Here is a 22,256-nt window from a genome sequence, read left to right on the forward strand (position 1 = left end):
CGCGCCGGGCATGTCCACAGTGTGCCGCGCCCACCCACAGTGCAGACAATCAAAAAGGCCGCGGCTGATGCCACGGCCCTTTGGTATCTCGTTTCAACTGCGCTGTGGTTCAGAGAAACTTGCCCATCGCGCGACCGGTATCGATCATGCGGTTGGAGAAGCCCCACTCGTTGTCATACCAGCTGACAACACGCACCAGCCCTTCCGAGGTGACTGCGGTCTGCGGTGCGGCAAAGATCGACGACCGGCGATCATGGTTGAAGTCGATCGAGACCAGCGGCTCGTCTTCGTATCCCAGAATGCCTTTCAGAGGGCCATCTGTCGCGGCCGCCTGGATCGCTGCATTGATCGCCTCGACCGAGGCCGCCTTCTCCGGCTGGCAGGTAAGGTCCACAACCGAGACATTCGGCGTTGGCACCCGGATTGCAGACCCTTCGAGGCGGCCTTTCAGATGCGGCAACACCTCGGAGATCGCCCGGGCCGCGCCGGTGGAGGTCGGGATCATCGACAGCGCCGCAGCGCGGGCCCGATACAGGTCCTTGTGGGTGGTGTCGTGGGTCGGTTGGTCGCCGGTATAGGCATGAATGGTGGTCATGTAGCCTGTCTTGATGCCAAAGGCGTCATCCAGAACCTTGGCCACAGGCGCCAGGCAGTTTGTGGTGCAGGAGGCATTGGACACGATGACGTCATCCGCGGTCAGGTCACCGTCGTTGACGCCGAACACCACGGTCCGGTCGACTTCCTTGCCGGGCGCGGAGATCAGCACGCGCTGCGCGCCGTTCTTCAGATGGCGGGCCGCTGCCTCGCGGGTGGTGAAGAGGCCGGTGCATTCATAGGCGATGTCCACATCGGACCAGGGCAGCTCTTCGGGATTGCGGATCGCGGTCAGGCGGATCTCGTGACGGCCCACTTTCATGGTGTCGCCTTCGACAACCACATCCGCCCCAAGGCGGCCATGCACGCTGTCATACTTCAGCAGGTGGACCTGAGTGGCCGGCGGGGCCAGGTCGTTGATGGCCACGACTTCCACATCCGTGGTGTCATTCTCCAGCAGGGCACGCAGCACGTTGCGGCCAATCCGGCCAAATCCATTGATCGCGATCTTAAGGGTCATTTGCCAATAACTCCGGTTCGGTTTCCGGGCACGGCACCCTGATGGTACCGCTATCACTCGCGGCAATCGTTATCGCTAACGACGCTGACGATCAAGCCCCGTCGCACCAGAGGTGACCTGCATGCGCGACGGAACTCCGATATCTCAAGATAGCGCGGGCCCGTCCGATGTCGCGCATCTGCCCGTTAAATGGTCATTTCAGCCGGGGTCCAGGCCGTGAACACGGCTCGGCGGTTTACGCCCCTGCACCGACGCGGATAGGCTGATCCTCGAACCACCCGGGCGCGAAGCAATTGACGGCAAAGCGGAAATCAATCCGCACAGGTGAGGGAGTGTAGCCAGATGGCGCAAGGAAGCGCATCTTTCGGAGCCCGCCTGTCGCGGCTCCTGACCAGGATCTACCCGGACGTCGATTGCGAAATCCTCGGTTCGCAGGTCGTGGAGGCCTTCTGGCCGGATGGCACACACCGGCGCAAACGGCCGCGCGTGCCCGGAAATACGCTCTGGTCGGAGCGCGATGCGCTGATGATCACCTATGGCAACACGCTGATCGACGGCACGCACAAGCCGCTCGACCTGCTGCATGACTTCCTGCTCACCCATATGCAGGGCGTGGTGGACGGCGTGCATATCCTGCCGTTCTTTCCCTATACCTCTGACGACGGGTTTGCGGTCACCGATTACCGCAAGGTCAACCCGGAACTGGGGGATTGGGCCGACATTCGACGGATCGGCGAGGCGTTTCACCTGATGTCGGACATGGTGCTCAATCATGTTTCGTCACAGAGCCCCTGGTTCAATGCCTACCGCCAGGGCCAGGCGCCCTACGATCGTTTTTTCTATGAGGCCAGTCCCGATGACGACCTCTCGGATGTGGTGCGCCCCAGAACCACGCCGCTGTTGCAGCTGGTTGATACGGCAAACGGACCCAAGCATGTCTGGTGCACCTTCAGCCACGATCAGGTGGATCTGAATTTCGAAAACCCGGACGTGCTGCTGGAAATCCTGCGGATCATCCGCCTGCACATCGATCAGGGGGTACGGATCATCCGGCTTGATGCGGTGGCCTTCATCTGGAAACGGGCCGGGACCTCCTCCATCCACCTGCCGGAGACGCATGCGATCGTGCAGCTGTTGCGGCTGTTGGCGGATTACGCGACCGAAACAGTGGTGGTGTTGACCGAAACCAATGTCCCGCGGACCGAGAACCTGAGTTATTTCGGCAACCGCAACGAGGCGCATGTTGTCTATAACTTCCCGCTGCCGCCGCTGATCCTGCACGCGATGCTGGCCGGGTCGGCGCGTTTTCTGCTGAAATGGGCGCGTGCAATGCCCCCTGCCCCGCTGGGCTGTGCCTATCTGAATTTTACCGCCAGCCATGACGGCATCGGCATGCGCCCCGCCGAGGGGGTTCTGCCACAACAGGAGATCGACGGTATGATCGCCTGCGTCAGGGAAAGCGGCGGGCTGGTGTCCATGCGCTCGCTGCCGGGAGGCGGTGAGGCCCCCTACGAGGTGAACTGCACCTTCTTTGATGCCATGACCCGGACGCTGCGGGGCGCGGACGACCAAAAGATCGCGCGGTTTGTCTGCTCGCAAACCATCCCGATGAGCCTGGAGGGAATTCCTGCCTTCTACATTCATGCGCTGCTGGCAACCGCCAACGATCACGCCGCCGTGGCGCGCCGGGGCATGAACCGGGCGGTCAACCGCCACCGCTGGGACTACCCGGAGCTGACCCGGCGATTGGCCGATCCCGAAACGGATCAGGCGCAGGTGTTCTCGGCGTTGTCGTCACGCTTGAAAATCAGGGCAGAACAGGCGGCGTTCCACCCCAACGCCACGCAATTCACCCTGCACCTGGATGATCGGGTCTTTGCCCTCTGGCGCCAGTCTCTGGATCGCGCGCAATCAATCTTTGCCCTGCATAATGTCAGCGGCGACAGCGTCACCCTGCCGCCGGGCGCGCTGAACCTGATCGAAGGCGAAACCTGGCACGACCTGCTGTCGGGCGATGCGTTCAGGGGCGATCTGGAAATCACACTTGCGCCTTATCAGTGCCGTTGGATCACGAACCGTGATTGAATTCCATCCTGCGAGCATGGTAAGCACAGGCACCCGTCCATTCAGACAATGGAATTGTTGATGTTGGAGATTGCAACCACGCAGTGACAGGTTCGGCGGTCCCGAAACCTGTCCCCCCGCGCAAGCGCGGCCGTTTGGCGTGCGCGTGCCGGTTTGACATGGTTCAATCACAGGCAATATCCAATGAATATCTCGAAGAACGAACAGCGCGTGCTGCACGCGCTGGCACAGGGCGGTCGAGTCCTCTATGAACGCGCGCCCAACGGCCGGATCACCTCGGTGACCTGCTACACCCACGACGGGATGATCCTGTCCAATTGCACGCTGGAAATCTTTCAAAGTCTCAGACGCAAGCGACTGATCCAGAGCCGGTTCTCAAGCCCCTATCAGATCTCGCAAAAAGGGCGGCAGACCGTGCGGGCACAATTGGACAATCAGATCCGGAAAAGAGGCTGAAGCAGCCGGGGGACAAACGACCGAAACCGCAGCGATGCATCCGTCGCCGCCAGGCAAATGCAGGCGGGACCAACCTCGGCAATCGGTTCATGCTCGAGATCGCCATCGGCGATCTCGAGATCCCCTACCCCAAAGCGCCCGGTCTCGTCACGAAAGGCGCCCTGCAAGACCAGCGTCAGCTCCAAGCCATTGTGGCCATGATCCGGCACCCCTTGGCCACCGGGGATATACAGCAATCGCACGCTGCCGCTGCGGTCATGATCCAGGATCATCTGCCGCACACCCAGTCCCAGCGGGGTCCATTTCGGCGGCAGACCGCCCAGCGCCTCCATGACAGGCGCCGGGAAAATACCCGCACGATCATAGCGTTGCTCGACCGAGATCGGATCGTCCAAGGCATCGAACAGCCGTCCCTTCAGGTCCGACGACACATCCGTCGCCGGCATGTCATCCAGCAGCGCGCCGCCCAGAGCCTCATGCGCGCCGAGCCGGGCGCGGCACTCGTCGCACATGGACACATGCGCGGCCACCACCAGCGAAAAAGCCTTTGGCAGGTTGCCTGCCGCATAGGCGATCAGCAACTCATCAGGGATGTGGTGCGTAATGCCCGTCATGTGCGTTCCGTTCCCTTCAACTCGTGACGCAGCTTCTCCAGCCCCAGCCGGATGCGCGATTTGATAGTGCCCAGCGGCAGGCCTGTTTCGGCCTTGATCTCCGCATGGGTCAGCTCGCCCAGATAGGCGCGTTCCACCATTTCGCGCTGCGCGGGTTTCAGCGTCTTGAGCGCCGCGCGCAAAGCCTGCGTTTCCTGTTCCAGCGCCACCACCTGTGACGCGTCTTCCTCTGTATCCTCGACCGGCTTCAGTTCTTCCGGCACCGGCCGCTTTTCCTTGCGCAGTATGTCGATTTGCCGGTTGCGGGCGATCTGGTAGATCCACGCAGAGACCTGAGCCCGCCCGGGATCGAACATATGTGCCTTGCGCCAGACCGTGAGCATCACGTCCTGCACGATGTCCTCGGCCTGCGCAGGCGGCAGCCCCGAGCGGCAAATGACGCCTTTGAGCCGCGGTGCAAAGTGATCAAACAGGCGACCAAAGGCCACCTTGTCGCGCTGATCCCGCACTGCCAGCATCCAGACCGTCGTCTCGGAATATGCCTCACCTGTCACTCTGTCGCTCTCCCGGCAACTGCCTGCGCCCCCGCTCACCCTAGCGGGCGCGACGGGGTCTTCAAGGCTGTCATCGCAGAGAACGGCAGGAGCTTCAAACATGATCGGGGTACGCAGCGTTGGGACCGGTGGATCACAAAAAATGCCGCTGGATCGCAAAAACCCGTCATTGTCTCGCGAATTTCCACTTTTTTGATCCGTTCTCGCCCGTCGCCTCGTAAGCTTATGAAAACCGATGGAGAATACATGTCATTTGATGCCCTGCCCTCTCAGCGCCGCCGGATCGCCATTGTCGGCGGTGGCATATCCGGTCTGGCCGCCGCATGGCTCCTTGGTCCACGTCATGATGTGACCCTGTTTGAGGCCTCCGCGCGGCTTGGCGGGCATGCACGCACGGTGACGGCAGGCATTCGCGGCGATCAGCCGGTGGATACCGGGTTCATCGTGTTCAACTATGTGAACTACCCGCATCTGACGCGCATGTTCAACGCGCTGGATGTGCCGGTGGTGCGCAGTGACATGTCCTTTGGAGCCACCATCCAGAACGGTGCGGTGGAATACGGGCTGAAAGACATCGCCGCGCTGTTTGGTCAGCGCCGCAACCTTGGCCGGCCCGCATTTTTTGGCATGGTGCGCGACATACTGCGCTTCAACGCCCGCGCCGAGGGCGTGGCCCATGATGACAGCACCACCATTGGCGAGATGGTGCAGGAACTGTCTCTTGGGGACTGGTTCCAGCGGTATTACCTGATGCCGATATGCGGCGCGATCTGGTCCACCCCTCCCGAAGAGATCCGCGCATTCCCGGCACGCTCTCTGGTGCGGTTCTTTCGCAATCACGCGCTGCTGTCTGCCTCGGGTCAGCATCAATGGTGGACGGTCAAAGGCGGCAGCCGCGAATATGTCCGCCGCCTGACCCAGCATCTGCAAAAGATCGGCGTGGATCTGCGCGCAGCCTGCCCGGTCCAATCGGTCGAGCGCACTGAGGATGGCGTCACCCTGCGCCTGCCGGATGCGCAGGCTGAGGGTTATGACGAGGTGATCTTTGCCTGCCATTCGGATGATGCCCTGCGCCTGCTGGCCCGTCCCACACCTCAGGAACAGGCCACCCTCGGGGTGATGCGTTATCAGGACAATCACATGATCCTGCACCGGGATGCGGGCCAGATGCCCCGCCGCCGCGCCTGCTGGTCCTCTTGGGTCTATAAGGCGGATCAGCGTGACAACCGCCCGGCGATCGGCGTCACCTATTGGATGAACCGCTTGCAGAACCTGCCGGAAAACGATCCGCTATTTGTCTCTCTCAACCCGGTGCAGGACGTAAACCCGCAGCTGATCTATGACGACAAGACCTTTCGCCACCCGGTGTTTGATCGCGCCGCGATCCGGGCACAGGGGGCGGTACAGGCGATGCAGGGGCAGAACCACACATGGTTTGCGGGGGCCTATCTGCGCCACGGTTTCCATGAGGACGGCTTTGCCAGCGCAGTGCGCGTCGCACGTGGCATCGACGCCCGCTATCACAGCAGCCGCGACGCGGCAGAGCTGCTCGCATGAACGCGCCCGGCGACCATACCCCGCGCTGGCCGCACTATCTGGCGGGCACCACCACCCATGCGCGACGTGGCGGCATCCAAAATGTCTTTCGCTACGGGGTGGACTATGTGCTGCTTGACCCGAACTCGACGCGGGGGCCGCTGCTGTTTTCGCGCAATCGCTGGAATCTTGCATCCGTGATGGATCGCAATCACGGCGGCGCCCCAAAACAGGGACGCGGGCTGACGTGGGCCAAAGAGGTCTTTGAGCACGCAGGGCTTGCCCCGGACGACCTAACCATCTTGCTGCTGACGCAACCGAGCTTTCTGGGCTATATTTTCAACCCCGTGAGCTTTTGGCTCGCCTATGAAGGCGATGACCTGCGCGCGGTGATCGCAGAGGTCTCAAACACCTTCGGGGACCGTCACAGTTATCTCTGTGCGCAGCCAGATTTCACGCCGATCACGGCCAAAACCTGCCTGACGGCGCAGAAAATCTTTCACGTCTCGCCCTTTCAGGAGGTCGCGGGCGCGTATCGGTTTACCTTTGATATAACGAAGTCACGGATCGCCATCCGCATCGCCCATGAAAACGGTGCGGAAGGCGTGATCGCCACTTTGGTGGGCGATGTGCACGACCTGAACAACGCCCGCCTGATCAAAGCCAGCCTGCGCCGCCCGCTCGGCGCGCTGCGCACCGTTGCGCTGATCTATTGGCAGGCCCTGAAACTCAAACTCAAGGGCGCGCGCTACAGAAGACGCCCGCTTCCGCCCGAACAGGAGGTAAGCTGATGCTGTTCATCACCAACCGCGTGAAACGCGATTTTCTCGACAGTTGCGCCCGGATCCGACGGGGCAGCCTGCGGCTGATCACCCCCGAAGGCGAGGTGCATGATTTTGGCCAGGGTGAACCGGCGGCCGAGATGCAGATCAACGACTGGGGCGTGGTGACCGCGCTGGCCTCTCGCGGGGACATCGGGTTGGGCGAAACCTATGTGGCCGGGCTGTGGGACACACCGTCGATCGAGGCGGTGACGCAAGTGGCGCTCCTGAACCTCGACTATCTTGAGGCCTTTGCCTATCCGAGCCGCCTTGCCACGCTGAAGTTTCGCCTGGTGGACCGCATCCTGCGCGCCAATTCCCGCGCCGGGGCCAGCCGCAATATCAAGGCGCATTATGACGTCGGTAATGAGTTCTACCAGCTCTGGCTCGATGAAAGCATGACCTATTCCTCGGCCCTGTTTGCCCCCGGTGACAAGACGCTGGAGGATGCGCAACACCGCAAATACGACCGCATCCTGAACCGCGCCAGCGATGCCGAACGCATTCTTGAGGTCGGGTGCGGCTGGGGCGGGTTTGCAGAACGCGCCGCAGATCGCGGACGCCATGTGACCGGCATCACCATTTCCCCGAGCCAACACGGGTTTGCCGATGCACGTCTTGATGGGCGCGCGGAAATCCAGCTCTGTGACTATCGCGATACCAAGGGCAAATTCGACGGCATCGTGTCGATCGAGATGATCGAAGCCGTGGGCGAACGGTACTGGCCGCAGTATTTCGAGATGCTGAAGGACCGTCTGGCCGAGGGCGGTCGTGCCGTGGTGCAGGCAATCACCGTGCCGGACGCCTATTTCGACATCTACCGCAAGGGATCGGACTATATCCGCCAATATACCTTTCCCGGCGGCATGTTGTTGTCGGATGCCATGATCGCGCATCACGCCGCCAGGGCGGGGCTGAAGGTCACTGACAACTTTGGCTTTGGTCAGGACTATGCCCGCACCTGCCGGATGTGGTCAGAGCGCCTGAGTGCGGCCTCGGACAAGGTGATGGGTCTGGGTTACGATCAGGGGTTCCTGCGCAACTGGCAGTTCTACCTGCAGATTTGCGCGGCATCCTTTGAGACCCGCCAGACCGATGTGGTGCAGGTGGAGCTGACCCATGCGACCTGAGACCGGCCTTGCCACTGTCCTCTCGCTGATCGCGGGGCTGTCGCTGCTGGCCGCCCTGTCGCTGGCGCCGCCCTTATTGGCAAGCTCCAGCGCCACCGGCCTCAAGGCGCCGGTGCAACTGGGTCAGGCCACACTGCGTTTTCTGGGGTTCGAGGTCTACACGGCGACGCTTCATACAGAAGGCGCGCAGCGGTTCGGCTGGGATCAGCCTCTGTCGCTGCGCCTGGACTACGCGCGCAGCTTTTCCAATCAGGAACTCCTGCAAGGCACGCAGAAGGAGCTGCAGCGCATCGAGGGCACGCAGCCCGACTTGCCCGAGATGTTGCAAAAACTGGCCACCTGTTACCGCCCTGTCCAACAGGGTGATAGTTACGTGGCCATCGCAACCGATCCGGATACGGTGGAAATGCGCCTGAATGGCCAACGCACCTGCCGGGTATCACACCCGGATCTGCGCAGGCGGTTCCTCGGCATCTGGCTGTCCCCCAACAGCCGTTCCGCGCGCCTGTCGGCACAGTTGCGGGGCGAGTGAACATGCACTGGCGGGTCAGCACATATGCGCTGATGCTGGCTGCGGCTGGGCTGCCGCTCTATATCCATTTGCCGCGCTACGCGACCGGCGAGCTGGGGATGAGCCTTGCAACCCTTGGCGTGATCCTTGCAGCCATCCGGGTGATGGATTTTGCGCAAGATCCCGCATTGGGCTGGCTGGTGGATCGCTACCCGGACAAAAAAACCGCCTTTGCGACTTGTGCCGCCCTGGGAATGGCGCTGGGATTTGTGATGCTCTACACGCTGCGCCCCGACGGCGGTGGTCTATGGTGGTTCATCGCGGCCCTTGTGCTGGTGTTCACCTCCTATAGCCTTGGAACCATTCTGTTTTACGGCCAAAGCGCGGCCCTTGCCGCACAAACCGATGGGCTGATCCATCTGGCCGGCTACCGCGAGGCGGGCACATTGGGTGGCATCATTCTTGCGGCCAGCGCGCCCGCCGTGCTTGTGATGCTGGGGGCCACGGGCAGCGGCTATGCGGCCTTTGGCGGAGTGCTGGCCGGTGTGTGCCTGATCGCACTCTGGGTCAGCCGCCCGCTGTGGCGTGTCTCGGCCCCTGCGCAATCTCCACTGTCGCTTGCGGAGTTGCGGGCCTCTGGCGGGCTGGGCCTTTTGGCGCTGGCCTTTGTCAACGCATTGCCGGTGGCGATCACCTCGACGCTGTTTCTGTTCTTTGTCGAAGACCGGCTTGGGCTGCCGGACCTGGCCGGGCCGTTTCTGATCCTGTTCTTTGTGGCGGCAGGGGTTTCTATCCCCTTCTGGACCCGCGCTGCGACGCGGCACGGCGCCGCCCGGACCCTGATCCTTGCGATGTGTCTGGCGATCCTTGCCTTTATCGGCGCTGCGCTGCTGCCTGCGGGGGCTGCGATCGGCTTTGCCCTGATCTGTCTCGGCTCCGGCGCGGCCCTGGGTGCGGATATGGTGATCCTGCCCGCACTCTTTGCAGGCGCTCTGGACCGCGCAGGGCTCCAGGCAGGGCGTGCCTTCGGGCTTTGGTCCTTTGCCGCGAAACTTGCCTTGGCGAGCGCCGCCATCCTGCTGCTGCCGCTGCTGGAACTAAGCGGCTACCGCCCCGGTGCCGAAAACTCTGAGGCCGCGCTCACGACCCTCACCCTCGGGTATGCGGCTCTTCCTTGTCTCATCAAATGCGCCGCCATCGCGCTGGCGCTGCAACTCCCCCGTGAAGAGGTCCATGTATGAAACTGCTCCTCGGCATCACCATCCTCGTGCTGCTCCTGGCGCTGTTGCGCCCCGGTTTCGGGTTCCGCGCACAGCGCCCGTCAGACTATGGCAACACCGATCCCGCCTTTGACATTCGCAAGCACCTGAACGGGCGCTTCATTTCCGAGGGCATGATCTACGGGCCCACCGGGCGCGTGGTGTCCCGGTTCGTGGCCGAGATGAACGGCAGCTGGGAGGGCGCCAAGGGCACGCTGACGGAGGATTTTGCCTACGCGGGCGGCGGCACACAGGCCCGCCAGTGGATGCTGGAGGTCGGCGAGAACGGCCGGTTCACCGCCACTGCCGAGGATATTATCGGTACCGGCACGGGGCAGCACACAGGCGCGACGGTACAGCTTCGCTACCGGCTACGCCTGCCGGAGGATGCCGGCGGGCATGTGCTGGATGTCACCGACTGGATGTACCTGATGGAAAACGGCACCATCATGAACCGTTCCGAGATGCGCAAATTCGGCATCAAGGTGGCCGAGCTGATCGCGACCATCCGCCCTGCCCCGGATGGCGCATCCGAGGCGCAGCCATGAGGTTCAATGGCCAGACATGGTGGATCATCGGCGCCAGCGAAGGTCTGGGGCGGGCGCTTGCCGAGGCGCTGGACAAGGAGGGCGCATCCCTGATCCTGTCGGCACGCGGCGCAGACCGGCTGAACGCGCTCGCTGAGACATTGCGCGATGCGCAGGCGCTGCCGATGGATGTCACCGATCCGGGGTCCGTGGTGGCGGCCTCAAGGCAGGCAAATGACGTCGATGGCGTCATCTATTGTGCGGGTCTTTATGATCCGATGACGGTGCAGGACTGGGAGCCGGAGGCGGCAGAGGCGATTTGCGAGGTCAATTTCATGGGCGCGATGCGGGTGATGGGCCGGGTTGCCCCGCGCATGGCGCGCCGCGGACAGGGGCATATCGTGCTGATCGGCTCTCTGGCTGGGTTCACCGGCCTGCCCGGCGCTATTGGCTATGGCGCGTCCAAGGCCGCCGTCATGCATCTGGGCGAAAACCTGCACCGCGACCTGCGCGACACCGATGTGAAGGTGCAGGTGATCAACCCGGGCTTTATCAAGACCCGGCTCACGGCCAAGAACGATTTCAAGATGCCGATGATCCAAACCCCGGAACAGGCCGCCGCCTGCTGCATGAAGGCGCTGCGCTCGAACCGCTTTCAGAGCTCCTTTCCCGCGCCGTTTTCCTGGGTGTTCCGCATCGCCGCGCATCTGCCCCGCAAATGGATCACGAGGCTGATATGACTGAACCGCGCAACGTGTTGATCTTTGGGGCGTCCGGCGGCATTGGCCGGGCCTTGGTCGAGGCTTATGCCGGGATGGCGACTGTCGAGCGGGTTCATGCTGTTGCACGCCGTGGGAACCTTGCCTTTTCGGGCGCTCAGGCAGCGCTGGCCAAAATCCAGCAGCATCGGGCAGACATCACATCCGAAGCCGACATCGAGGCCTTGGCCGCGCAGGTCTGCGCGCCGGATCTGGTGATCCTTGCCACCGGCCTGCTGACCGATCCGGAGACCGGACTCGCCCCCGAAAAAAGCTACCGCCATCAGGATATGGCTGCGTTTGAGCAGGTGTTCCGCATCAACACCTTCGGGCCTGCCTTGGTCGCCAAACACATCCTCGGCCGGATGCCCCGCGAAGGGCGCAGCGTGTTTGCCGCGCTGGCGGCGCGGGTGGGATCGATCAGCGACAACCAGCTGGGCGGCTGGCACGCCTATCGCGCCTCAAAGGCGGCGCTGTGCATGCTGATGCGCAACTACGCCATCGAAGTTGCACGCAAGAACCGCGACGCGATCTGTGTCTGCCTGCACCCCGGAACGGTGGACACCGCCCTTTCTGCGCCGTTTCAGGCCAATGTGCCGGACGGTAAACTGTTCACCGCGCACTATGCAGCGGAGCGCCTGGTATCGGTCCTTGCCGGATTGGGGCCGGCGGACAGCGGCAAACAGTTTGATTGGGCTGGCGCAGAGGTGCCGGCCTGAGCGGCGGCGACGTGCCGCCAGCGCGCATTCCCCCGCCCGTGATTGCGCCCCCGACGGCGTGCTGCAATTGCAGGTCATCCCAATTGCCCGCTGACTGGGACCTTGCACCCGGATCGAGAACCGGCGACATTGGACGGCAGACATGCCCCTTATCCGGCGCCAGGAGGGAGGCCGCCAGACGTGCTCAAATCTGTCCGCCTGCGCCTGCTGCTGCTTGCGCTCCTGCCGCTCATCGTTTTGATGCCGCTGCTGATGGTGCTGGCCATGGCGCGCTGGAATGCCGATTACGACAAGGTTCTGATCGCCAATGTCGAAAGCGATCTGCGTATTGCCGAGCAATATCTCGGCCAGCTGCAGGCCAATTCCGCGCGCGCCCTGCAAGAGCTTGCCAGTTCCGCACGGCTGGCCCGGGTCCTGTCTGACGGCGCTCCGCCGGCGCGGTTTCTCGACACCCAGCGCGAGGCGCTGCAACTTGATTTTCTTTACCTGCTACAAGGCGAGACCCTGACGCGGGAAAAGGCCAAATGGCCCGTGGTCCACGAGGCTGCCGCGGGTCGGATGGCCTCCGAGATCGACATCTTTCCAGCCGCCGAGCTGGAGGCGATTTCCCCCGCACTGGCAGCCCGTGCCCGCATCGAGCTGATCGAAACCGAAGCCGCCGCGCCGACCGACCGCCGCGTCGAGGATCGCGGCATGGTGGTGCATTCCGCCGCGCCCATCCGGGTCGAGGGGCACCGGGGGGTGCTGGTCGGTGGGATGCTGCTGAACCGGAACCTCGATTTCATCGATACCATCAACGCGCTGGTCTATCTGCATGGGCAATCCGATGTCAGTCGCCAGGGCACCGCGACGCTGTTTCTGGACGACACCCGGGTGTCCACCAATGTGCGCCTGTTCGAAGATGTCCGGGCGCTGGGGACCCGGGTCTCTGCCGCGGTGCGTGAGGCGGTTCTGGGCCAGGGCAAGACCTGGCTGGATCGCGCCTTTGTGGTCGATGACTGGTATATTTCGGGCTATCTGCCGTTGACCAACAGCTTTGGCACACGTGTCGGCATGCTCTACGTCGGGTTTCTGGAGGCCCCCTATCAAACCGCAAAACGGGAAGCCTACTGGATTGTCGTTGGCGCATTTGCGCTGGTGATTGCCCTGTCCGCGCCATTGTTCCTGTGGCTGGCAAAGGGGATCTTTGCCCCGCTTGAACGCATGACCCGCACCATGGCGCGGGTTGAACGCGGCGACCTCACCGCGCGAAATGGCACCATCGGGCGCCACGACGAAATCGGGCAGGTTGCCGATCACCTCGATACGCTGCTCGATCAGGTGCAGGAACGGGACCGGCGGTTGCGAAACTGGGCGGATGAGCTGAACACCCGTGTCGAGGAACGCACCCGCGAGCTGAAGATCGCCAATGAAAAACTCGAAGAGACCTTTCGCCAGCTGGTGATGAGCGAAAAGCTCGCCTCGATCGGTGAAATCACCGCCGGGGTCGCGCATGAGATCAACAACCCAGTCGCGGTGATCCAAGGCAATGTGGACGTGATGCGGATGACGCTGGGTGACGGGGCAGATCCTGTGCGCACCGAGCTTGACCTGATCGACAATCAGGTGATGCGGATCGGGGCCATTGTGGGCAAACTGTTGCAATTCGCCCGCCCGTCGGAATTCGGCACCTTTGCGGAACATGTGGATGTGGCGGCCGTGGTCCGTGACTGCCTGGTGCTGGTGGACCATGTGATCTCCAAACAGGAAATCCGCGTCCTGACGCAGTTTGATGACGCGCCCTGTGTGCGTATCGACCCCGGCGAGCTGCAACAGGTCATCATCAATCTCATCATCAACGCAAGTCAGGCGATGGACGGTCAAGGCACGCTTGCGCTCTCTGTCGCGGGCGAGAGCAGGAATGGCCATGCAGGCGTCGCCCTGCGCATCGCGGATACCGGACCGGGCATTCCCGCCGACCGGATTGGCCAGATCTTCGATCCGTTCTTCACGACCAAACAGGGCGAAGGGACCGGATTGGGACTGTCAATCAGCCAAACCCTGATACAAAGAGCGGGCGGCCACATCAGCGTCCGGAACCGGCGCGCCCGGGGCGCCGAGTTCCTGATCTGGCTGCCCGGCCCGGATCAGGCATCTGACGCCCCCGCACCCGGCATCCCGCCCGCAGCAGCGCCAGTCTGATGCGCGCATGCATCCCCGGGATCAGCCCGCGCGACCTCGGATCAGACGCCCCAGCTGGCACATTTGCGGTCGATGGTCTTGCGCGACACCCCAAGCCGGCGCGCCGCCTCGGCACGGTTGCCATCGCAGGCGTCAAGCACATGCATGATATGGCGCTGCATCACCAGATCCAGATTCTCGACCGCAGCCACGCCCGTCACCGAGCCGGTACCGGAAAAGGCCTCCGGAAACGCGCCCAGGATCACCGAACGTTCGATTAGATTGCGCAGTTCCCGCACATTACCCGGCCAATCGTATCGGGCAAATTTCAACAGCGTCTCTTCGTCCATTTCAAGCGCCGGCATGCCCAGGCTGAGCGAGAACTGCTCCATGAATTGCGCGGCCAGTTCGACAATATCCTCGACCCGCTCCTTCAGCGGTGGCATCTCGATATTGACGACATTGATGCGGTGGTAGAGATCCGCACGAAAGCGCCCCTCCGCCACTGCCTGCTGCAAATCCATGTTGGTGGCAAAGAAAAAGCGCAAGTTCAGCGGGATGTCGCGCTCTGCCCCCACGGGGCGCACTTTCTGATCTTCGAGCACCCGCAGCAGCGCCGCCTGCACCTGTTCCGGCATCTGCGCGACCTCGTCGAGGAACAATGTGCCGCCATCCGCATGCAGAAACAGACCGTCGCGCCGACGCTCGTGCTCCTCGATCACCCCGAACAGCTCTTCCGCCAGCCGCTCCGGCGACAGGCTGGCGCAGTTCACGGCGACAAAGGGTTTTTCCGCCCGGTCCGAGAGCGAATGCAACGTGCGGGCGGCGATTTCCTTGCCGGTGCCGGACGCGCCGGTAAACAGCACCGGCGTCGGCAAGGGGGCCAACCGTTGCAACATCTGGCGCACCTTTTCGATGGCGGCGGATTTGCCCAAAAGGCGGCCACGCGCGCCGGATTGCTCGGCTGAAAGCTCGTGCTTCAGCAGATAATTTTCCCGCCGCAGATACTTGCGGTCGAGGGCGCGCGCCACCGCGTTGAGGATCTGATTGGCGCGAAAGGGTTTGAGCACAAAATCCGCAATCCCGATCCTGAGCGCCTGAATGGCCGTATCGAGATCCGCATAGGCGGTCACCAGAATAGTGTCGGCAAACAGCCCCACCCGGCGCTGTTCAGCCACCCAGTCCAGCCCGGTTTTCCCCGGCATGATGTTATCCAGCACGATCAGGTCGAAATGGGCCTTGTCGAGAATATCAGAGGCGTCTGCCGCGGAGGCTGCCTGTTCCACGCGTTTGCAGCGAGGTTCCAGGATCTTGGTCATGAAGTGACGCATGCCGGGTTCGTCATCAATCACGAGGATCGATGCGGACGACAGCGATTCTGAGTATTCATCGCGGATGGTGGCGGAGACGTTCATCTGGCGCGTCAGTTCAGGCGCACGGCAGCACCGGAGTTCTGGTCCTGCGCGGAAAATCCTGCACGCTCCAGCGCAAAGTCAGCGCCCACCGCGATTGCGGCAATGAGGGCAAAGCCTGTCAGCATGGCTTTCATTTCAGTCGTCCTCCGGAAGTTTTGTCGCGGTTTTCAGATAGTCTATCAGATCCTGGCGATCCGTGGGGGCGGTGATGCGTTGCATCGGCATCTTGGACCCCGGAATATAGTGGTCAGGCCCTTGGTCGAACAGGGCATCAATGGTCTCGTCCGTCCAGATCAGGTCGGATTGCAGCAATGTCCGGGAATAGCGGTAGCCCGGCAGGCTGCCCGCCGCACGCCCGAACAGACCTGCCAGATGTGGCCCGGCCCGGCGCTGTCCCGCATCGTTCAAATCATGACAGATGGAGCATTTGCGCATGAACTGGCGCTCACCGTTGCTCATGGTTTCGGGGGCTTGCAGAAAACTGCGTGTCTCGTTTCCGGCAGCCTGATGGCTGTCCATCAGCGCAATGGGCCAGCCATAGATCACATCATGAATGCCCCCGGCCCAGATGCGGCTGCCATCGCGCGAGAACGCCAATGCCCAGACCGGCCCCTCGCGCATCGCCCTGAAATCGCGGGCAATGGACCAATTGCGGGTGTCGATCATCATGATGTAGCCATGACCGTCGCCAACCGCGATCTGCTGGCTTTGCGCATGATAGGCCAAGGCGAGGATCGGGCGGCGGTCGAGGGTGAAATCGGCAATCTGTGCGCCGGTTTCCATGTCGATCACCCGGGTGCCGCCATCCACCGCGCCATAGGCGAGCCAGCCCTCTTGCGACAGCACCAGACGGTTGATGCCAAACCCCTGTTCGGCCAGGAGCCGGGGTGTTGCGTCGGGCGTGTCATAGACCTGCACCTGCCCGGCCATGGTCGCGGCAAACAGGCGCCCTTTGGCATCAAAGCGCACATCGTTGACACCTGCGCCCACGGTGATCTGCTGCCCGCCACCGCCGTTCAGTGACCAAAGACCGATGGTGCCGTCCCAACTGGCTGAGGCCAGAGACGCCCCATCCAACGAGACATCCAGCGCACGGATCTTGCCCGCATGACGCCCGATGTGCTGCGGCTGTCCCTGCTGCCAGCGATAGATCACAAAATCATCGCCACCGCTGAACAGCGCCCCACGCGGGCCAAAGGTCACCGCAGTGGTGGCCGCGTCATGGGCCTCCAACCACGTAGGTCTGCCCTCCTGCCAAATGGCAGCAGTATTGTCGAAACTGGCGCTGGCCACGCGATCCGCATCATCCACGGCAAGCGCCATGATTGGCCCGCCGTGCCCTTTGAGGGTCACAAAGTCCTCTGCACCCGCGCCCCAGACGGGCGCAGCACAGAGCGCAAGGCTGAGCGCCAGTCGCCGCATCACGTCACTCCGCCGGGGTGGCGCCTGTGTTTTCAGCCTTGGCGCGCTCTTTCTTCTGCACTTCCTCAAGCCAGATCGAGTGGTGCTGATGCGCCCAGGCCTCATCCACCTCGCCAGAACCCATGGCATCATACGCGCCTTCCATGCCAAGCGTGCCGATATAGATATGGGCGATGATGATCGCCATCAGCACAAAGGCGACGATCGCGTGCCAGAGCTGGGCAAGCTGCATCTCCTCTTGCGGGGCAAGCTCTGTGGGCAAGACGCCGTAGCCAAGCCACTGCGGGATGCCGGTGTCATTGAGAATGGCAAAGGTCTTGGCAAAGAGCGGCAGTTCAAACGGGAACAGCAGCGACAGGCCGGAGACGGAGATCGAGGCCCCGAACAGGATGACCGACCAGAAAATCACCTTTTGACCGGCGTTGAACTTCTTTGCGGGGGGGTGTTTCTTGCCGATGATGCCACCGAACTGCTTGATCCAGACCAGATCCAGCTTGTTCGGGATGTTATGCGCAACCCACATGACAAACACCAGAATCAGCGCCAACATGAAGGCCCAGGAGACGGAATTGTGAATCCATTTGGAGCCGATGAGCAGCACCGAATTCACGTCCTTGCCCAGATACGGCTGGATCGCCACCCGACCAAAGAGCGTCAGAAGCCCCGTCAGACCAAGCAGGATGAAAGATCCGGCGAGGGTCCAGTGGGTCATCCGCTCGACAAAGGCAAAACGGGTCACCGTGCGCCCGGTCTTTTCCCCGTCGACACGGATACGGCCCCGCAGCAGGAAGAACACCGCCAGCGCGGCAATCGTGCCCAGCAGGAGCCAGCCACCATATTGCCGCAACGGGCCCGCCCGGACGGACAGCCAGTTCATACCGCCGTCCTGCACCAGAACCGTGGCCACATCGCCCCCGGCAGAGACGCGAATATCGGCGGAATTGTAGCGCAACGCCCGCCAGAGTTCGGGATCGGACTGGCCACCCAGGGTGCCCAGCTGCTGTGCAATCCCGGCGGCGCTGTCAGGGTCGCCCGTCGCGTCGCTGCGGAAACTGTCGTCCAGCGCCTCGCCACGTTGCCGCGCGAGAATGTCCTCCAGTGTCTGCGCCCCACCGGTGGCGGAACGATCAGGTGCCACGGGGGGTGCGTCCTGCGCATGGGCAGACAGGCCGCAGAGCAGGGCCAGTTTAAGGACGAATACGAAAATCAGGCGCGGCATGGATGGACCTCCCGTTGAGCCGGATTTGAGAAAGGAAACGTGCGCATAGAAGGAGGGGCCCGCCACAATGGCGGGCCGCCTCATAGTAGGCGTATTGGGATCAAAAGTGGGCGTCAGCCGCCCTTTTGATCGTAAGCGGTTCCCCAGCCCCAGGCGCCGGAGCCAAAGCCACGGGCCACCACACGCTCGCGGTAGACAGCGGAGACTGTGTCGCCATCGCCGGCCAACAGCGCTTTGGTGGAGCACATCTCGGCGCAGATCGGCAATTTGCCTTCTGCGATCCGGTTGCGCCCGTACTTCTGGAACTCGGCCTGAGAGTTGTTTTCCTCAGGACCACCGGCGCAGAAGGTACATTTGTCCATCTTGCCGCGAGAGCCGAAGTTGCCCGCCTGCGGATACTGCGGTGCCCCAAAGGGACAGGCGTAGAAGCAGTAGCCACAGCCGATGCAGAGGTCCTTGGAGTGCAGAACCACCCCGTCCTCGGTCTGGTAGAAACAGTCCACCGGGCAGACCGCCATACAGGGTGCATCGGAACAATGCATGCAGGCGACCGAGATCGACCGTTCGCCGGGCTTGCCATCATTGATGGTCACAACACGGCGACGGTTGATACCCCAGGGGACTTCGTGCTCGTTCTTACAAGCGGTGACGCAGGCGTTGCACTCGATGCAGCGTTCGGCGTCGCACAGGAATTTAGCTCGTGCCATATGTCCGTCTCCTTACGCTGGCATGATTTTGCAGAGGGTGGCTTTGGTCTCTTGCATCTGAGTGACCGAGTCATAGCCATATGTCTGCGCGGTGTTGGTGCTTTCGCCCAGCACATAGGGGTCCGCACCGTCGGGATATTTGTCCCGAAGGTCCTTACCCTGGAAGTGCCCGCCAAAGTGGAACGGCATGAAGGCAACGCCCTCACCCACCCGTTCTGTCACCATGGCCATCACCTTGACCTTGCCGCCTTCCGGGCCTTCGACCCAGACCTGAGCCCCATCCCGCACACCGATGTCATTGGCATCGCGCGGGTGGATCTCGACGAACATGTCCTGCTGCAATTCCGCAAGCCATGGGTTCGAACGGGTCTCATCACCGCCGCCCTCATATTCGACCAGACGGCCGGAGGTGAGGATGATCGGATACTCCTTGGAGACGTCGTTCTTTTGGATCGAGGCATACATGGTGGGCAGACGGTAGAATTTCCGATCCTCATAGGTCGGATAATCCGCCACCAGATCCCGCCGGTTGGTGTAGAGCGGCTCGCGGTGCAGCGGCACCGGATCTGGGAAGGTCCACACCACGGCACGGGCCTTGGCGTTGCCGAAGGGGGCGCAGCCATGCTTGATCGCAACCCGCTGGATCCCGCCGGAGAGGTCGGTTTTCCAGTTGGTCGACGGACCAGCAACCGCATCGATCGCCGCGCGTTCCTCGTCCGTCAGGTCGCCGTCCCAGCCCAGATCCATGAGCATCTGCATGGTGAACTCAGGATAGCCGTCCTGAATTTCCGCACCGGGGTTTGACACGCCTTCGGCCAGCAGATTGTCACCATCGCGTTCCACCCCGAAACGGGCGCGGAAACACAGGCCACCTTCGGCCACCGGTTTGGACATATCATAAAGGTTCGGCGTGCCCGGGTGGTTCATCTCGGGTGTGCCCCAGCAGGGCCACGGCATCCCGTAATAATCGCCATCCGCCGGGCCACCAACGGCCTGAAGCGTGGTGCGGTCAAACGTGTGCTGGTTCGCCATATGGAGTTTGATACGCTCCGGGCTTTGCCCCGTGTAGCCCACCGTCCACATGCCCGCATTGAACTCGCGGGTGATGCTCTCGATGTTGGGGGTCTCGGCGTCTTCCATCTCGATATTGCGGAAGAGACGATCTGCCCAGCCAAACTTATTGGCGAATTTGGCCAGGATCACGTGATCGGGCAGGCTTTCGAACAGCGGGTCCACCACCTTGTCGCGCCACTGCAGCGACCGGTTCGACGCCGTGACCGAGCCACGTGTCTCAAACTGAGTACAGGCGGGCAGCAGGTAGACGCCATCGGTGCGGTCATGCAGCACGGCAGAGACGGTCGGATAGGGGTCCACCACGACAAGCATGTCGAGTTTCTCCATCGCCGTCTTCATCTCCGTCATCCGGGTCTGAGAGTTCGGCGCGTGGCCCCAGAGAACCATGGCCCGCACATTGTTGGGCTGATCCATGTTCTCCTTGTCCTCAAGGATCCCGTCGATCCAGCGGGACACCGGAATGCCCGTCAGGTTCATCAGGTTCTTGTCCTTGCCGTCGGAGGATTTGACGGTTTCGAACTGCCCCTTGAGCCAGTCCATGTCTTCGCCCCAGACGCGGCCCCAGTGGCCCCATGCGCCAGCCGACAGACCATAATAGCCCGGCAGCGTGTGGCTCAGAACGCCAAGGTCGGTTGCCCCCTGCACGTTGTCGTGACCGCGGAAGATGTTGGTGCCGCCGCCGGAGGTGCCCATGTTGCCGAGTGCAAGCTGCAGGATGCAGTAGGCACGGGTGTTGTTGTTGCCGTTGGTGTGCTGCGTGCCGCCCATACACCAGATCACGGTGCCGGGACGGTTGTTCACCAGGGTCCGCGCCACGCGCTTGAGCTGGCTACCCGGGGTGCCGGTGACGCGTTCGACCTCTTCGGGCGTCCATTTGGCCACTTCGGTGCGGATCTGGTCCATACCCCAGACACGGGTGCGGATGAACTCCTTGTCCTCCCAGCCGTTTTCAAAGATGTGCCACAGAATCCCCCAGACCAGCGCCACGTCGGTGCCGGGACGGAAGCGCACATACTCGTCCGCATGGGCCGCCGTGCGGGTAAAACGCGGGTCACACACGATCAGCGGCGCGTTGTTCTGCTCCTTGGCCTTCAGCACGTGCAACAGCGAGACGGGATGCGCCTCGGCCGGGTTACCGCCGATGATGAAGATCGCCTTGGAGTTATGGATGTCGTTGTAGCTGTTGGTCATGGCGCCGTAGCCCCATGTATTCGCAACACCCGCAACGGTGGTGGAGTGACAGATCCGCGCCTGGTGATCCACGTTGTTGGTGCCCCAGTAGGCGGCGAACTTGCGGAACAGATAGGCCTGTTCGTTGTTGTGCTTGGCCGAGCCGAGCCAATAAACGCTGTCGGGGCCGCTTTCATCGCGGATCGACATCATCTGGTCGCCGATCTCGTCGATGGCCTGTTCCCAGCTGATGCGCTTCCACTCACCGCCTTCTTTCTTCATCGGGTACTTCAGGCGGCGCTCGCCGTGGGCATGCTCGCGCACCGATGCGCCCTTGGCGCAGTGCGACCCGAGATTGAAGGGACTGTCCCAACCCGGCTCCTGACCGGTCCAGACACCATCCTGCACTTCTGCCAGGACCGTGCAGCCGACAGAGCAGTGGGTGCAGACGGATTTGATGATTTCAACCTCACCCGTCGCAGAGGCCGCGGCATTGGCCTGCGTCACCGTTCCGCCGGTGGCGCTGATCGCCGCAAGCCCGCCGATGGCGAGGCCAGATCCGCGCAGGAACGCGCGGCGGTCGACGGCTGTGTCGCCGACCTTGGACAGGATACTGGTCCGCTGGGGGCGTCGCGCAACCCCGTTGGTCTTTTTCCTAAGCATTTTAAAACCTCCCTTGCTTGTCCCTGCAGTCAGGAACGCGCTGGGTTTATTGAGAAACCTTTGCTCAGTCGGGCGTCACGCAACCAGTCGGCTCAGGCATGAAAGGCATCCGGTCAGAACCGGGTGCTGTCGTAATAGGCGCGGGTATGCGCGGTATCCTGCATCTTGTTCGATGACAGATCCGGGGTTGCGGCCTCGGCCTCGCCTCCGGTGGTTGCAAGGGCCACCGCCGCTGCGGGCGTGGTGGTTGCAGCCAGTTTCAGAAAGTCGCGGCGGCTTGCGCCATCCTCTTTCCGTGACATGTGGATCCTCCTCCTCTTTCGGTCTTCAGGTCCAGTCGTT

General features: G+C 62.4%; 21 protein-coding genes. 11 read left to right on the plus strand and 10 right to left on the minus strand.

The window, feature by feature from the left end:
- Positions 1-109: 109 nt before the first annotated feature.
- Positions 110-1,114 carry a type I glyceraldehyde-3-phosphate dehydrogenase gene (gene gap, locus MHM88_RS18965; protein WP_239368196.1) on the minus strand — a complete coding sequence of 335 codons (1,005 nt, stop codon included), beginning with the start codon at positions 1,112-1,114 and terminating at the stop codon, positions 110-112.
- 342 nt (positions 1,115-1,456) lie between these two features.
- Here gap and MHM88_RS18970 point away from each other — a divergent pair, with 342 nt between their 5' ends.
- The gene (locus MHM88_RS18970) at positions 1,457-3,199 is read left to right on the plus strand and encodes an alpha-amylase family glycosyl hydrolase (RefSeq protein ID WP_239368198.1); all 1,743 of its coding nucleotides are present in this window, start codon (positions 1,457-1,459) and stop codon (positions 3,197-3,199) included.
- Positions 3,200-3,382: 183 nt separating this feature from the next.
- Positions 3,383-3,655, plus strand: coding sequence for a YjhX family toxin (locus MHM88_RS18975; protein WP_239368200.1), 273 nt, complete (start codon positions 3,383-3,385; stop codon positions 3,653-3,655).
- On the opposite strand, the gene MHM88_RS18980 is transcribed toward MHM88_RS18975, so the two are convergent.
- Together MHM88_RS18980 and MHM88_RS18985 are read right to left on the minus strand one after the other, a co-directional pair.
- The gene (locus tag MHM88_RS18980) at positions 3,634-4,269 is read right to left on the minus strand and encodes a ChrR family anti-sigma-E factor (protein ID WP_239368202.1); all 636 of its coding nucleotides are present in this window, start codon (positions 4,267-4,269) and stop codon (positions 3,634-3,636) included. The genes MHM88_RS18975 and MHM88_RS18980 overlap by 22 nt on opposite strands.
- Positions 4,266-4,823, minus strand: coding sequence for a sigma-70 family RNA polymerase sigma factor (locus MHM88_RS18985; RefSeq protein WP_370645728.1), 558 nt, complete (start codon positions 4,821-4,823; stop codon positions 4,266-4,268). The genes MHM88_RS18980 and MHM88_RS18985 overlap by 4 nt, the downstream gene beginning before the upstream one ends.
- 246 nt (positions 4,824-5,069) lie before the next feature.
- On the opposite strand from MHM88_RS18985, the gene MHM88_RS18990 reads away from it, so the two are divergent.
- The 9 genes from MHM88_RS18990 (at position 5,070) to MHM88_RS19030 (ending at position 14,265) form a co-directional block, all read left to right on the plus strand.
- Positions 5,070-6,380: an NAD(P)/FAD-dependent oxidoreductase gene (locus tag MHM88_RS18990; RefSeq protein WP_239368204.1), complete on the plus strand. Its 1,311-nt coding sequence runs from the start codon at positions 5,070-5,072 to the stop codon at positions 6,378-6,380.
- Positions 6,377-7,150 carry a DUF1365 domain-containing protein gene (locus MHM88_RS18995; RefSeq protein ID WP_239368206.1) on the plus strand — a complete coding sequence of 258 codons (774 nt, stop codon included), beginning with the start codon at positions 6,377-6,379 and terminating at the stop codon, positions 7,148-7,150. Before MHM88_RS18990 ends, MHM88_RS18995 begins: the two co-directional genes overlap by 4 nt.
- Positions 7,150-8,310, plus strand: a complete 1,161-nt coding sequence (locus tag MHM88_RS19000; protein WP_239368208.1) for a cyclopropane-fatty-acyl-phospholipid synthase family protein — start codon at positions 7,150-7,152, stop codon at positions 8,308-8,310. The genes MHM88_RS18995 and MHM88_RS19000 overlap by 1 nt, the downstream gene beginning before the upstream one ends.
- Positions 8,300-8,842 (plus strand): chalcone isomerase family protein, encoded by a 543-nt coding sequence (locus MHM88_RS19005; protein WP_239368210.1) that lies wholly within the window; start codon positions 8,300-8,302, stop codon positions 8,840-8,842. The genes MHM88_RS19000 and MHM88_RS19005 overlap by 11 nt, the downstream gene beginning before the upstream one ends.
- 2 nt (positions 8,843-8,844) lie before the next feature.
- The gene (locus MHM88_RS19010) at positions 8,845-10,062 is read left to right on the plus strand and encodes an MFS transporter (RefSeq protein ID WP_239368212.1); all 1,218 of its coding nucleotides are present in this window, start codon (positions 8,845-8,847) and stop codon (positions 10,060-10,062) included.
- Positions 10,059-10,628: a DUF3833 domain-containing protein gene (locus tag MHM88_RS19015; RefSeq protein ID WP_239368214.1), complete on the plus strand. Its 570-nt coding sequence runs from the start codon at positions 10,059-10,061 to the stop codon at positions 10,626-10,628. Before MHM88_RS19010 ends, MHM88_RS19015 begins: the two co-directional genes overlap by 4 nt.
- Positions 10,625-11,347 (plus strand): SDR family oxidoreductase, encoded by a 723-nt coding sequence (locus tag MHM88_RS19020; RefSeq protein WP_239322738.1) that lies wholly within the window; start codon positions 10,625-10,627, stop codon positions 11,345-11,347. Before MHM88_RS19015 ends, MHM88_RS19020 begins: the two co-directional genes overlap by 4 nt.
- The gene (locus tag MHM88_RS19025) at positions 11,344-12,084 is read left to right on the plus strand and encodes an SDR family NAD(P)-dependent oxidoreductase (protein ID WP_239368216.1); all 741 of its coding nucleotides are present in this window, start codon (positions 11,344-11,346) and stop codon (positions 12,082-12,084) included. Before MHM88_RS19020 ends, MHM88_RS19025 begins: the two co-directional genes overlap by 4 nt.
- A gap of 240 nt (positions 12,085-12,324) precedes the next feature.
- Positions 12,325-14,265, plus strand: coding sequence for a cache domain-containing protein (locus MHM88_RS19030; protein ID WP_239368332.1), 1,941 nt, complete (start codon positions 12,325-12,327; stop codon positions 14,263-14,265).
- A 41-nt stretch (positions 14,266-14,306) separates the two neighbouring features.
- Here MHM88_RS19030 and MHM88_RS19035 read toward each other — a convergent pair whose 3' ends face one another.
- The 7 genes from MHM88_RS19035 to MHM88_RS19060 all read right to left on the minus strand — a co-directional run bounded on the left by MHM88_RS19035 (position 14,307) and on the right by MHM88_RS19060 (position 22,216).
- On the minus strand, positions 14,307-15,659 hold the full coding sequence (locus tag MHM88_RS19035) for a sigma-54 dependent transcriptional regulator (protein WP_239322736.1): 1,353 nt from the start codon (positions 15,657-15,659) through the stop codon (positions 14,307-14,309).
- A gap of 8 nt (positions 15,660-15,667) precedes the next feature.
- Positions 15,668-15,793 (minus strand): hypothetical protein, encoded by a 126-nt coding sequence (locus tag MHM88_RS23150; protein ID WP_009176220.1) that lies wholly within the window; start codon positions 15,791-15,793, stop codon positions 15,668-15,670.
- Between the two features lies 1 nt (position 15,794).
- Positions 15,795-17,081 carry a c-type cytochrome gene (locus MHM88_RS19040; RefSeq protein ID WP_239368218.1) on the minus strand — a complete coding sequence of 429 codons (1,287 nt, stop codon included), beginning with the start codon at positions 17,079-17,081 and terminating at the stop codon, positions 15,795-15,797.
- 4 nt (positions 17,082-17,085) lie between these two features.
- The gene (locus MHM88_RS19045) at positions 17,086-18,300 is read right to left on the minus strand and encodes a formate dehydrogenase subunit gamma (protein WP_239368220.1); all 1,215 of its coding nucleotides are present in this window, start codon (positions 18,298-18,300) and stop codon (positions 17,086-17,088) included.
- Between the two features lie 113 nt (positions 18,301-18,413).
- Positions 18,414-19,007 (minus strand): formate dehydrogenase FDH3 subunit beta, encoded by a 594-nt coding sequence (gene fdh3B / locus MHM88_RS19050; RefSeq protein WP_005640291.1) that lies wholly within the window; start codon positions 19,005-19,007, stop codon positions 18,414-18,416.
- 12 nt (positions 19,008-19,019) lie between these two features.
- Positions 19,020-21,914, minus strand: coding sequence for a formate dehydrogenase subunit alpha (locus MHM88_RS19055; protein WP_239368222.1), 2,895 nt, complete (start codon positions 21,912-21,914; stop codon positions 19,020-19,022).
- Positions 21,915-22,027: 113 nt separating this feature from the next.
- Positions 22,028-22,216, minus strand: a complete 189-nt coding sequence (locus MHM88_RS19060) for a twin-arginine translocation signal domain-containing protein (RefSeq protein WP_005674136.1) — start codon at positions 22,214-22,216, stop codon at positions 22,028-22,030.
- Positions 22,217-22,256: the final 40 nt, after the last annotated feature.

It is taken from the genome of Epibacterium sp. MM17-32, from assembly GCF_022348205.1.
Taxonomy (GTDB): Bacteria; Pseudomonadota; Alphaproteobacteria; order Rhodobacterales; family Rhodobacteraceae; genus Epibacterium.